The 12,953-nt window shown below is 44.6% G+C and carries 10 protein-coding genes; all 10 read left to right on the top strand.

The genetic code is table 11. The features are described 5' to 3' along the window. Positions 1 to 622 precede the first annotated feature (622 nt). Entirely contained in the window at positions 623 to 1,699 is a 1,077-nt protein-coding gene (gene carA / locus ACWB0I_RS17275) for a glutamine-hydrolyzing carbamoyl-phosphate synthase small subunit (RefSeq protein WP_479389335.1), read from the top strand. A gap of 24 nt (positions 1,700 to 1,723) precedes the next feature. Continuing rightward, positions 1,724 to 4,921 carry a carbamoyl-phosphate synthase (glutamine-hydrolyzing) large subunit gene (carB, locus tag ACWB0I_RS17270; RefSeq protein WP_479389336.1) on the top strand — a complete coding sequence of 1,066 codons (3,198 nt, stop codon included), beginning with the start codon at positions 1,724 to 1,726 and terminating at the stop codon, positions 4,919 to 4,921. Between the two features lie 197 nt (positions 4,922 to 5,118). Beyond that, positions 5,119 to 5,262 carry a hypothetical protein gene (locus tag ACWB0I_RS17265; RefSeq protein WP_479389334.1) on the top strand — a complete coding sequence of 48 codons (144 nt, stop codon included), beginning with the start codon at positions 5,119 to 5,121 and terminating at the stop codon, positions 5,260 to 5,262. A 663-nt stretch (positions 5,263 to 5,925) separates the two neighbouring features. After that, positions 5,926 to 6,732 carry an undecaprenyl-diphosphate phosphatase gene (locus tag ACWB0I_RS17260; protein ID WP_479389333.1) on the top strand — a complete coding sequence of 269 codons (807 nt, stop codon included), beginning with the start codon at positions 5,926 to 5,928 and terminating at the stop codon, positions 6,730 to 6,732. A gap of 40 nt (positions 6,733 to 6,772) precedes the next feature. Continuing rightward, complete coding sequence (locus tag ACWB0I_RS17255; RefSeq protein ID WP_479389332.1) at positions 6,773 to 8,233, top strand: sodium-dependent transporter; 1,461 nt, start codon at positions 6,773 to 6,775, stop codon at positions 8,231 to 8,233. Beyond that, positions 8,233 to 9,228, top strand: a complete 996-nt coding sequence (holA, locus tag ACWB0I_RS17250) for a DNA polymerase III subunit delta (RefSeq protein ID WP_479389331.1) — start codon at positions 8,233 to 8,235, stop codon at positions 9,226 to 9,228. Before ACWB0I_RS17255 ends, holA begins: the two co-directional genes overlap by 1 nt. A gap of 175 nt (positions 9,229 to 9,403) precedes the next feature. Next, entirely contained in the window at positions 9,404 to 10,006 is a 603-nt protein-coding gene (locus tag ACWB0I_RS17245) for an RNA polymerase sigma factor (protein ID WP_479389330.1), read from the top strand. A 20-nt stretch (positions 10,007 to 10,026) separates the two neighbouring features. Next, complete coding sequence (locus tag ACWB0I_RS17240; RefSeq protein WP_479389329.1) at positions 10,027 to 10,563, top strand: zf-HC2 domain-containing protein; 537 nt, start codon at positions 10,027 to 10,029, stop codon at positions 10,561 to 10,563. A 261-nt stretch (positions 10,564 to 10,824) separates the two neighbouring features. After that, positions 10,825 to 12,063, top strand: a complete 1,239-nt coding sequence (locus tag ACWB0I_RS17235) for a GAF domain-containing protein (RefSeq protein ID WP_479389328.1) — start codon at positions 10,825 to 10,827, stop codon at positions 12,061 to 12,063. After that, positions 12,064 to 12,255 carry a DUF4295 family protein gene (locus tag ACWB0I_RS17230; RefSeq protein ID WP_479389327.1) on the top strand — a complete coding sequence of 64 codons (192 nt, stop codon included), beginning with the start codon at positions 12,064 to 12,066 and terminating at the stop codon, positions 12,253 to 12,255. Positions 12,256 to 12,953 lie beyond the last annotated feature (698 nt).

The following is a 12,953-nucleotide window of genomic DNA, read 5'->3' as shown; positions in this document are numbered from 1 at the left end:
TAATTTACGGCGGGGAACGGCCGTGAACAAGGGGAAAGTTAAGAGTATATAAGTTGAATGGTTGAATGGTTGAATTTTGTGTGTACAGGCGATGGTGGGTATTTTTCCATGCGCAATGCGGGGGGGGGTACGGCTGTACACCAATTATTATTTTAAACAAATAAATTTGAGTAAAGACTAACAATGGACAAAATCTTAAATAACTGGCCTTAATAATACGGTCGCTCCCCATAACATGGCCTTTCTTTAACATTTTAAAAGTCCCTTTTGGCCTGGCCTTCCATGGGGATTAAATATTAATAAAGAACGGATTGCTTAAACACAAATCCGGAAGTTGGATTAAAAATACTTATTTCAGATTTAAAAGAAATTCAATTATTGTCAAGAGGCTTGAAAAATTAATTTTTATGTTTAACCCACAAAAATTTACAAAATGTGAAGCCTTTTTTAAGACTTTTTCAAAAAGAATCATATCATTTTTCTTAAATTTCAACAAGATAAGGCTATTTAGTTAAAAATTTTTTTGGGGACATTCAGTGAGAGCCATAAACTTCTTGCATTATTCTGCATATTTATGTAAACTATGTTCCCAAAAAACAAGCAAAAAAGAAAATGAACAGACATGGTAGAATCCCAACTTTCGGCTCGGCTGATTCTTGAAGATGGCAGTGTTTTTTACGGCACGTCTTTTGGCTATCCCCAGTCCACTTCCGGTGAAATTGTATTCAATACGGGAATGACCGGTTATCCGGAATCTTTGACAGACCCTTCCTATTTTGGACAAATTCTGGTGCTGACCTTTCCGCTGATTGGCAATTATGGCATGCCCCCCTCGGAAAACGAACATGATCTGTTCCGCTGGTACGAAGCTCCAAAAGGCATGATTTCGGCCCTGGTTGTGGATGATTATTCACTCGATTATTCTCATTGGCAGGCGCAAACCAGTCTGGCCCAATGGCTTTACAATCAAAAAATCCCAGCCATTGCCGGGATTGACACAAGGGCATTGACGCAGCGCATTCGTGAAAAAGGCGTCATGCTGGCCAAATTATTGATTGGCGACCAGGAAGTCGATTTTTTTGACCCCAACAAGGAAAATCTGGTGGAAAAGGTCTCCATTGAAAAACCACAGGTTTTGGGGCGCGGTGATGTAAAAATCGGGCTGGTGGACTGTGGATGTAAACACAGCATTATGGAAGAACTATTGCTCAGGAAGGTGCAGGTTCTACGTGTGCCCTGGAATTATCCCATAGAAGAGGAAAAGGTGGATGGCGTTCTTATTTCCAGCGGGCCTGGCGATCCGGCCCTGTGTAAGGAAACCATTGCCCATACGCAAAATGTTTTACACAAGGGCATACCCACCTTTGGCATCTGCCTGGGACACCAGATCATGGCCCTGGCCATTGGCGCAAAAACCTACAAAATGAAATATGGGCATCGGGGACAAAATCAACCTGTGATAAATCGCCAGACAAATCGCGCTTACATTACAGCACAAAACCATGGCTATGCCGTGGATGAACAAACCATTCCTGCGGACTGGCAACCCTTTTTTACCAACCTCAACGACCAAACCAGCGAGGGATTAATGCATCATTCCGGTAAATTCATGAGCACGCAATTCCATCCGGAAGCTTCTCCGGGGCCTACGGATACACGGTTTTTGTTTGATCAGTTCATCGAAAGCATCGGGTCTTGAGATTGAGGAGTGCAGATTAAGGTGATTAAAAGAACGTTTAAGAAGATTTTAATTTTAGGCTCGGCGGCCTTAAAAATAGGAGAAGCCGGCGAATTTGACTATTCAGGCAGTCAGGCCATTAAAGCCTTAAAAGAGGAAGGGGTTTACACCATCCTGGTGAATCCCAATATTGCCACTATTCAAACTTCAGAAAACCTGGCGGATCGGGTCTATTTTCTGCCGGTGACCCCAGAATACGTGGAAAAGGTCATTGCCAGAGAACGCCCAGAAGGGATTCTGCTAAGCTTTGGCGGACAAACCGCTTTGAACACCGGACTTGAGTTGTTCCGAAAAAACATTTTACAAAAATACGATGTGCAGGTTTTGGGCACCCATCCCCAAACCATCATCGATACCGAAGATCGGGAACAGTTCATCCGGCGTCTGGCAGAAATTGATGTGCAAACGGCCCGCAGCGATGTGGCGAGCTCGGTTGAACAGGCTCTGCAGGTGGCGGAGAAGATTGGCTATCCGGTTATGGTGCGTGTGGCCTACGCTCTGGGCGGTTTGGGCTCGGGTATTTGTACCAACAAAAAAGAGCTTAAAGATAAAGCGGCCCGCGCATTGAGCCTTGCTCCCCAAATTTTAATAGAAGAATATTTACACGGCTGGAAAGAAATCGAATATGAAGTAGTACGCGACCGTGAAGACAACTGCATCACGGTTTGCAACATGGAAAATTTTGACCCCATGGGCATTCACACGGGCGAGAGCATTGTCGTCGCTCCCAGCCAGACATTGAGCAATGAAGAATATCACCGTTTAAGAGAAATTGCTATTAAGGTTGTTCGGCATTTAAAGGTGGTGGGCGAGTGCAATATTCAATACGCTCTCAATCCTCAAACCTCGGACTACCGCGTTATTGAGGTTAATGCCCGACTTTCGCGCAGCTCAGCTCTGGCTTCAAAAGCAACGGGATATCCCCTGGCTTTTGTTGCCGCTAAGCTGGCTTTGGGTTACACTCTGCCAGAATTGCGTAACAGCGTAACAAAAAGTACATCGGCTTTTTTTGAACCGGCGCTGGATTACGTAGTCGTCAAAATTCCCCGCTGGGACCTTAAAAAATTCCGCCTGGTTTCGCGCAAAATCGGTTCCGGGATGAAATCGGTTGGCGAAGTCATGGCTATTGGACGCCATTTTGAAGAAGCCCTGCAAAAAGGATTGCGCATGCTGGAGATTGGCGCCCTCGGTCTGGCGGCCAATGAAAATTTTAAGTTCCAGGATGTGACCGATGAATTGCGCGCTCCTACGGAAGAACGAATTTTTGCCATCATGCAGGCTTTTGAACTGGGCTTTACCGTTGATGAGGTACATCAACTTTCAAAGATTGATCGCTGGTTTCTGTTTAAGCTGCAAAAAGTAGCGCAGATTGCCCATGAACTTTCGCTCTTTACAGAACATGCTCCTCCTCAGGCTTTGCTCAAGCGCGCCAAGCAGGCGGGTTTTTCAGATAAACAGATTGCCTGGTTGTGTCGCGTTTCGCAGAACGATGTGCGCAACTGGCGTCTGCAAGCCGGCTTAGTGCCCTACATCCGGCAGATCGATACCATGGCTGGCGAATATCCGGCCCAAACCAATTACCTCTACCTGTCTTACAATGCCATGGAAGATGATGTCCAGGGATTTCAGGATGGCGAACAGGGAATTCTGATTTTGGGTTCGGGCTCCTACCGCATCGGCAGCTCGGTCGAGTTCGACTGGTGTGCTGTAAATGCCGGGTTGACCCTTAGAAAATTGGGTTACAAAACCGTGATGTTGAATTACAACCCGGAAACGGTGAGTACCGATTACGATCAGTCGGACATGCTCATTTTTGATGAAATTTCACTGGAAATGATTGTTGAGCTCTTTCGCAAAATAAATCTTAAAGGGGTCATCATTTCGGTTGGCGGGCAAATCCCTAATAATTTAGCTACGGCTCTGGATGCCGCGGGCATTCCCATTCTGGGAACCGCAGCGCGCGATATCGACAATGCCGAAAACAGACACAAATTTTCTGCTTTGTTGGATCGCCTGAACATCGATCAACCCCAGTGGAAGGAATTGACTTCACTGGATGAAGCCATCGAATTTGCCCATCAGGTTGGTTATCCGGTGTTGGTTCGTCCATCCTATGTTTTGAGCGGGGCAGCCATGGCGGTCGCTTCTAATGATGACGAATTGCAGGCCTATTTGCAAAAAGCCGTGGATCTTTCTCCGGAACATCCCACGGTAATTTCAAAGTTTCTGGTCAATGCCAAAGAGATCGAAATTGACGCCGTAGCCCAGAAGGGACAAATTGTGGCTTACGCCATTTCTGAACATGTGGAAAATGCAGGCGTCCATTCGGGCGATGCCACACTGGTCTTTCCGCCGCAGCGTCTCTATCTGGAAACCATGCGCAAAGTGCGGGTGGTTGCTTCGCAAATTGCCAATGCTCTAAACATCCATGGTCCGTTCAACATTCAATTCCTGGCCAAAGACAATGACGTGAAGGTCATTGAGTGTAATTTACGCGCCTCGCGCAGCTTCCCTTTTGTTTCTAAAATTTTAAAATTTAATTTTATTGATCTGGCCACGCGCGTGATGGTAAATGCGCCCATCGAAAAACCAGATCGTTCGTTGTTCGAGTTGAATTACGTGGGCGTAAAAGCCCCTCAATTTTCGTTTACGCGCCTGGAAGGAGCAGATCCAGCACTGGGCGTTGAAATGACTTCTACGGGAGAAGTGGCCTGCCTTGGCGACGATTTTTACGAAGCCTTCCTTAAAGCCATGCAGGCGGTCGGTTTCCGTTTGCCCATTAAAAGCGTTTTACTATCTACCGGTACCATTACCTCCAAAGCTGAATTGTTGGAGCCGGTCAAAAAATTAAGCGCCATGGGCCTGAAGCTTTACGCCACCGGAGGAACCGCTAAATTTTTACGCGCCAACGGATTAAAGGTCTCACGCTTACACTGGCCGCTGGAAAATAGAAAACCCAATGCCCTGGATTATATCAAGGAGGGCAAAATTGACCTGGTCATTAACATCCCTAAAAATTTTCAGAAAGAAGAGCTAACCAATGGCTACCTGATCCGGCGCGCAGCCGTTGACTTTAACAAGATGTTGATCACCAATCGCCAGATTGCCATGCGCTTTATTGAAGCCCTGCACAATAATGGGCCGCAAAACATTCAGATTAAAAGCTGGGAAGAATACAGCTAAGGCAGCATAGCCGCAACCAAAAAACTTCTTTAAAAAATGACAGGCCGCTGCCACGGAACCCTTTAACTCTTACACTCTTAACTCTTCCCCTCCAACAGCAGAAGTCATTTCACGAATTAGCCCTCACCCCCTCGGTCCCCGTCTTCCAGAATAAAAGTCTGGGAGACGAGGAAGGCTTGGTGGGGGAATTTTCTTAATTGTCTGGCAGCTACAGCCGGTTGGAGCGCAGCAGAAATCCCGATTTTCGGGGACAGGCCAGTCTGGCAAAGCGCAGCCTGACAGGCCAGTCTGGACGGCTATCCAGCCGGACAGGTCTGGCCACCGGACAGGCAAAGAAGTAATTTAAATTAAAAATTATGAATTACGAATTATTTTGCGAAGGGGCAAGTTGTGCCCAGGCGGTTAAGGCCTATGCCGGCATGTCATTCTGAATCCCTTATACCTTTAAACTGAACCCCCTTCTCCTCAATTTTCGGGCCTTGCCTGCTCGTCAGGAAAGGCCCAGCCGGACAAGCCTGCAATACTGCAGCGTAAAAATTTTTTAGTCCCGCTAAGCGAGAAGGATCTTTTAAGGGAAATATTTCAATCTCAACTTATCTTTTTACTGGGAACAAATCGGTGTTAACGAAAAGGTCTCAGAGTAGAAAGCCGGGTAAAACCGTCAGGCAGGGCACGTAAACTTTTCTTAAACGCCTCCTTTTTTGTTCCATGCTTAATTAATCTGGACTCCAATGATTAAAATAAATAAATTATCTTTACAGAGTTTAGCAAATTGTGCGGGCAACGCATTCAGGAGAAACTTTACGCTTCAAGCTAAACAAAAGATTTCTCATCATCCCGATTCTTGGGATTATTCGAAAGAGTTCTGGAGTTTACATTTTGCAGAACCTTTAGAAGAAACTTTGCTGATGAGTACAAAATGCCTGGAGATTCTGGTTCTTTGCTCTAACGGACCATAAAAATATTTACTGTCAAAGAGTACAAACCCTATTTCAGGAGCATCCATGGAGAGTTTATTTAAAGCCGTATTGTTGGGTACCATTCAGGGGTTGACTGAATTTTTACCCATTTCCAGTTCCGGACATCTGGTCATCTTTTCTCACTTATTGCGTTTTAAGGAGGCGGGGTTGATGTTCGATGTCTTCATGCATCTGGGAACTCTGCTGTCTATTTTTGTCCTGTTCCGTAAAGAACTCTGGCAGATGATAATCAGCCCTTTTGCACTGCTTAAAGGCAATGCCACAGAGACCAATCGCTATTATTGGCGCTGGGACCTGTACGTGATTCTGGCTTCCATTCCAGCAGCGATTGTTGGCCTGCTTTTTGAGGATCACATTGAACAGGTATTCAGTAGCATTCTGGCTGTTTTTGCCTTTTTGTTTGTTACGGGATTGATGATGTCGGCTATTCCGCTGATCAAAGAAAAGGGCCGCGAAATCGGTGGAGGCATGGCCTTTTTTATGGGGCTTGCGCAGGCGGTTTCCATACTGCCCGGTATTTCGCGCAGTGGCAGCACTATTTTTGCTGGAATTTTAAGCGGTGGAGAACGGGAAAAAGTAGCCCGCTTTTCCTTTATCATGTCTGTTCCGGCAGTGGCTGGCGCGGTTCTGCTAAAATTAAAAGATTTAATCGGCAGCCCGGTCAGCACTTCCGAGCTGGTCAATTTAATAGCCGGCATGATCTTCTCCTTTGCCTTTGGTTGTCTGGCCATTATCTGGTTGCTGGATTTTGTGAAAAAAGGGAAAATACAGTGGTTTGGTTATTACTGCCTTCTCATCTCAAGCGTAGGGCTCATTTACTATTTGAGCTGATGTTTGAATGGAAACGTTTTTCATTGATTCAGGGTCTTGAATGATGGGGCACAGCAGAGAACATTTTACTTCACGTTTTGGCTTGTTAAGCGCTACCATTGGCATGGCGGTAGGCGCAGGCAATATCTGGCGTTTTCCCCGATTGGCCGGACAATACGGCGGCGCGTTTCTTATTCCCTGGCTCCTTTTTCTGTTTCTGTGGTCCATTCCACTGCTGATTGTAGAATTCGGAATCGGTCAGAAGACAAGGCGCGGAACCATTGGCGCCTTTGCTAAGATAAACCCTTCTTTTACCTTTATGGGCTGGTTTGTAGGGCTTTGTACAACCTTTATTTTATTTTACTATTCTGTGGTGTGCGGCTGGAGCCTGAAATATTTTGTGCTCTCGGTTCAGGGTAAAATTTTTAATATGAACCATCAGCAGGCATGGCAGGAGTTTACGCATTTAAACCCGCAGGCTCTGCTCTTTCACTTTATTTCCATTGCTCTGGGAGTTTTTATTATCTATCGGGGTATTGTGCGCGGCGTAGAGCGCTTTTCCAAAGTCATCGTGCCGGCTCTGTTCGTCCTGTTGGTTCTGGCTGCCATCCGGGCCGTTACCTTACCCGGAGCCGGTACTGGTCTGCATTACTTTTTTAGCATCGAGCCGGCTCAATTTTTAAACCACCGTCTGTGGATCGATGCTCTTTCGCAATCGGCCTGGTCAACCGGCGCCGGTTGGGGGCTGTTGCTCACTTACGCGATTTACGCGCAGAGCGAGGAAAATATCGTCAGCAATTCGTTTTTAACCGGAATTGGCAACAATCTGGCCTCGATTTTAGCCGGGCTGGCGGTAATTCCCACGGTGTTTGCGCTTTCGCTTGATCTGAAGCAGGCGCATGGTGTTTTAGAGGCAGGTAATCAGGGCCTGGCTTTTATTGCTCTGCCGCAATTGTTTTCCCGAATGCCCGCCGGCTCTCTTTTTGTCACCATCTTTTTCCTGGCCCTCTTTTTTGCCGCTCTCTCCAGTCTGATCTCCATGATCGAACTGGCCACGCGCATTTTGATCGATTTTGGGCTGGTACGTAAAAAAGCGGTGTTGTTGGTCGGTTTGGTGACCCTGATCTTTGGCGCGCCCTCCGCCCTTTTTCTGGAGTTTTTCAATAACCAGGATTGGGTGTGGGGATTGGGATTGCTGGTAAGCGGATTATTCTTCATTCTGACCGTCAACCGGATTGGCATTACGAATTTTTTTCACAATTGGTTGAAGCTGGAATTAAAGGACCAATTTTTGAAGAAAATGGTGGCATTTTTATTTAAATTTCTGATGCCCTTGCAATTTTTGATTATGGTTGCCTGGTGGTTCTGGCAATCCGTACAGTGGAATCCTGAAACATGGTGGGACCCGTTACGTACTTACAGTCTGGGTACTACACTGCTACAATGGGCCATTGTAATGGGACTGGGATTAGCTGGCTCAGGCTATTTTTACAGATGGCTGACTAAAAATAGGGAGTTTTAATGAAGGCGCCGATTCAGGTGTTAAAAGAAATAGAGACCGGGCAGGTTGACCCCATTTATGTGTTAAACGGAGCGGAAAAATTTTTTCAGGATCAGGTGATTAACGCCTTAAAACAAAGATTGTTTCCGGACAAAGGCAGCCGTGATCTGAATGAGATTGTACTCTACGGCACAGAGAATACGCAATCCGAAATACTTTCGCAGTTGAGTACCTATCCCATGTTGGCGGACAAAAAACTCATCGTGGTTCGTGAATTCAATAAGATGAAAATTGAGGATGAAGCCACATTTACAAAATATCTGAAGAAGCCACCCAATTTTTCTGTTCTGGTATTGTGTGTAAACGAGGAGCCGCGTACTAAATTCTTTAAAGCATTGAAAAATTACGCCACAGAGGTCAATTGTAAACCATTGTACGAAAATCAGTTGCCGGGCTGGATTAAGCAATACTGCCAGCACCTGGGGCGCCCCATTGAAGAGGAAGCAGTACACTTTTTGGTGGCCAACGTGGGCACCAATATTTTAACGGTAAAAAATGAAATTGAAAAAGTCATTAGTTTTAAGACCGACAACAGCCCGATTACGGTGGGAGATTTACACCAGACCTCAGGCCATTACCGCGAAGCAAATGTCTTTGCTTTACAAAAAGCCCTGGCCCAACGCAATTTGGCGCAAAGTATTTCTATTACACGCCATTTAATGGAAGCCGGTGCCGAACCAACCATGATTAATCCTGTGCTTTTTGCTTTTTTCCGTAAAGCGCTGATGGCCGCCTCCTTGAAACGCCAGGGACTTAATGCCTCGCAGGTGGGCAAAAAAATGAAATTAAGTGATTTTCAGATGCGGGATATTCTTGTTGTAACACAAAAGTACAATTTTAATCAAATTAAGCAGGTGATCCAGCTATTAAATGAGTTCGATCTGGCTCAAAAGGGCATTAAAACAGCCGGATTGCAGCAATTGGAACTGCTTTGCTACCAGATTTGCAGATTGTAATTTTGCATTGTATCTTTAAAGAAAATAATGCAGTAAGTAAACAGCAGCGTAATCTTTTCTTCATAAAGTACAAACAGGGAAAAAGGCGAAGAAGGATTTAATCAGAAAAAGCAAAAAAGAAAAAGTTTTTTCGGAACTTATTTTTTTTAAGTAGTGTTAAACAGAAAGTTTAAATATGGTGAAAACGGAAAAGGCTGTAAAAACAAAGGCTTCTCCGACTGACGAAGAGTTAATTGCCCGGTTTCAACAGGGTGATAATTACGCGTTCGATTTGCTGGTTAAACGGTACAAAGATCCATTGATGAATTTTGTATTCCGTTTTGTCGGGGAAAAAGAAGAAGCGGAAGATATCGTCCAGGAGACCTTTTTAAGATTATTCAAGAATAAGCACTATTATCGTGAGATAGCCAAATTCTCAACCTGGATTTACACCATAGCCGGGAACCTGGCAAAGACGGAATTGCGCAGGCGCAGAAGACGAAAGTTGTTGTCTATCAGTTCGTTTATGACCAGTGAAAAAGACTATGATATTCCGGATGAAGACAGCAATCCTGAACGCGAGACCAATACCGTGGTAACCGACAGGATTATTCAGAAAGCGATCGACAAGCTGTCGCCTAAATTTAAACAGGTGATCATTTTGCGGGATATTCAGGGATTTTCTTATGAAGAGATTGCCGAAATTGTGGGGATTCCTTTAGGAACGGTAAAATCGCGTGTCAATCGGGCACGCTTAAAGTTGCAAGAGGACCTGAAACATTTGATGAATGAACAATAAAAATCAGGGAGAGATAGCCTATGATCAGTTGTGATACTGCCAAACGGATGTTATCCGATTACATTGAGAGTAACCTCCCCCCCAATCAGCAGGCTGCCGTCGATGATCATCTTAGCCAGTGTATGGACTGCAAACAAGTGTTTGATGATGTGATTTTTTTGACGGCTAAACTTCGCCAATTGCCCCCGATAACGACTTCAGGAGAGTTTGATTCGCAACTCCGTCTAAGAATTTCCAATAGCGCTTCCCATGAAAACTCTTCTTCCTTTTCCAGGCGAAATTTAACTTTTGGTCTTTCCGGTGCGGCGCTGATAGCCATGATTACCTTTTTTATCCTGACCACCATCAATTCACCCACAGGCGAGTTGAATGAAACAGGGGCTCCAACCGGGGGGATCAATCAGACCCAGCAACAAATGGCATCTCCCATCCTGGCTCAACCTTCACTTTCAAAATCGACTGTACGTCAGTTCCAGAATCAGCCGGACACCATTAAAAAAGATCCGGCCAATATTAATCAAAATCAGTTGAAACTGGTTGACCAGGAACGGCATTAGTTCATTCTCATGCCTTTAAGGATTGCGCAAAACAATCCTTTTTAGTGTATTTCCTTACCATGGTGTCTGAATTTGTATTTCATGGAATTTATTCTTAATTTTATTGACTTTGTCAATGCCATTATTTAAGCTATGAAATATAGTTTTTTAATGGTTGTTTCATAATATCCGGAAAACCTGACACAGGCAAAGATTTGAACTGACATTTAAGATGTCATTGGTTTTTACCTGGCGGGTCATTCTGGTATTGGTAATTAAGGTATGCAATTGTCGGTGTTCTACTTTGTCGTTCTTTTTTTATTGACCTTTGTAGGCATTTTTGTTAATCCGGTCTCCTGGAACGGCTGGATGCGCTTGATCTTTAAGCTGGGTATTTTTGCGGTGATTGGCTTTTTGTTGTACAGCATGTGGAGAGATTTCCAGGAAGAAGAAGGCGATGAAGAGGACGAGCTTCCTGAAGAACAGGAGCTGGTAAAAGAAAAACCGTTCTTTGAAAATCGTCCGGCGCTGTTTAACCGAGCGCTGCAAAAAGATCCGGAAGTGCTGGATGTGCTGAAAAAGCAATTCTCTGTAATATGGAATTTGATTTTGCCGCACAACGGATTTTTATTGCTCATGCTGCCTAAACGGGAGATTATTTTATTGCACAAAATGGTGCGCAACGATGTTTTTCGTTCGCCTAAAAACAAGCCCATTCCCGTGTTGAATTTAATTGATGCAGCGCATGGTTTTCTGGTGGAAAATCACCTGGAGAACGGTTCGAACCTGATCCCGTTCTACCAGAGTGAAGCCTATGTTCCCCGTTCGTTTCTGGCTTTTCGCACTGAGCTGGAGAAGAATTTGTATTTGTACTGGCTCTTTGATGCCGAGCTGGTTGATTTTTTTAATGAAGAGGACAGGGGCACCTTAAACAAGATTAATGAGCTGACCCTCTCCTATCTCAATCACGTGCTTCTGGTGGAAAAGCTAAAAGAAGAAAGTAAAGAAAAAGGCAAGATGTTGGAACTGGCCAGAGAGGTAGTTTCAGCTAAAAATTTGAACACGGCTGTGAGCCGTTTTAGCGATTTTTTGGCCCATGAATTTCAGGCCAGCAAACTTACCATCGCCTTTCGCAAGAATTTTAATTTGAACGAGTCGCGTGGGACGATTTTTTACGCAATTGGTAAGGAAGACCCTTACAAGAGTGGTACAGAATTTCCTCTTGAGCAGGGTTTGAATGGCTGGGTCATCTTAAAAAACAGGCCGTATTTACTGGATGATATTGAAAAAGGGGATTACTTTGTGCCGCGGTTCAGTCGTAGCGAGAAGACCAATTATGGTCTGCGGTCCTTTTTATCGGTGCCTATTGAATACCAGGAACAGGCCATCGGCATGGTGACCCTGGAAGACATTAAACCAGGCAAATTTACAGTGATGGAAAAAGAGCGATTACAGCGTTACACGACGCTGTTTTCACAGTCTATAAATAGATTAGTTTACGAAAACCAAGTTGGAGGATAAATGGCAAAGAAACAAGATTTTGCAAGCAAGACACAAAAGTCCAAGCACGGCAAAAATTGTCCGGTTTGTGGCGAAACCTTTACCTATGTCAAAACGGTGAAGACTATCCCAAATGAAAAGACCGGTGCTTACCGCTTTGTTGAGCAGATTGTTGCCGTTTGCAAGTGCAACGAAAAAGAGGTGTACGCTTAAAGCGTTTTAAGTTTGCATCAAGCGCCATAAGCCCCTCTTTTGTGAGGGGCTTTTTTGGTTATTGCAAGCAGATGTCGATTGAAATGAAGCATTGGCGGATGGATTTCAATGGAATTCTAATTTATTGACCGAGGCAAGCTCTTCCCTTTCTATTCACTATTTTTTTGATAAACCCTACCAGTATCATAGTTGCTAAAAATTTGTGTGGTGCATCGTTGCTAAAAACATTAGATAATCTATTGGGCATAGACAAAAGAATTTCAGATTAAGGCTCCAAAGCAGCACAACCGCAACCAAATTCATTTTTGCGGGGATTAAAAGCAACCAAAGGGAGTGCCAAGAAGTCACAAAGGCCTCAAAAATTAATTTTAATTTAAAATTACGAATTATTTTGCGAAGGGGCAAGTTGCGCCCAGGCGGTGATGGCCTGTGCCGGCCTGTCATCCTGAATCCCTCTTCCTTCGTAACTCGAGCTTCAGCTCGAGACCTCCCCTGGCAGACACAAGCGTGTAAAATTGTATGTGTGTAATAGTTAATTAGGTGAATGGTTGAATAATTAAATGGTGCTGAGTGTCATTCTGAGTCCCCGATTTATCGGGGGCGAAGAATCCCTCCAATTCGCAAACGCAACGTAACTCGTGCTTCAGTCCGCGACTTTGTAAGGGCTAAGCATTTAAGGTGGGTTTTTATTCTAAAAC

This window comes from Caldithrix sp., assembly GCF_056497305.1.
This window is presented reverse-complemented; position numbering and strand designations above follow the sequence as displayed.

Excerpts from the sequence above, each read along its gene's own strand:
- ACWB0I_RS17240 (WP_479389329.1), top strand. The coding sequence starts at position 10,027 with ATGATCAGTTGTGATACTGCCAAACGGATGTTATCCGATTACATTGAG.
- ACWB0I_RS17230 (WP_479389327.1), top strand. The coding sequence starts at position 12,064 with ATGGCAAAGAAACAAGATTTTGCAAGCAAGACACAAAAGTCCAAGCAC.
- ACWB0I_RS17255 (WP_479389332.1), top strand. The coding sequence starts at position 6,773 with ATGATGGGGCACAGCAGAGAACATTTTACTTCACGTTTTGGCTTGTTA.
- carA (WP_479389335.1), top strand. The coding sequence starts at position 623 with ATGGTAGAATCCCAACTTTCGGCTCGGCTGATTCTTGAAGATGGCAGT.
- ACWB0I_RS17245 (WP_479389330.1), top strand. The coding sequence starts at position 9,404 with ATGGTGAAAACGGAAAAGGCTGTAAAAACAAAGGCTTCTCCGACTGAC.
- holA (WP_479389331.1), top strand. The coding sequence starts at position 8,233 with ATGAAGGCGCCGATTCAGGTGTTAAAAGAAATAGAGACCGGGCAGGTT.
- ACWB0I_RS17260 (WP_479389333.1), top strand. The coding sequence starts at position 5,926 with ATGGAGAGTTTATTTAAAGCCGTATTGTTGGGTACCATTCAGGGGTTG.
- ACWB0I_RS17235 (WP_479389328.1), top strand. The coding sequence starts at position 10,825 with ATGCAATTGTCGGTGTTCTACTTTGTCGTTCTTTTTTTATTGACCTTT.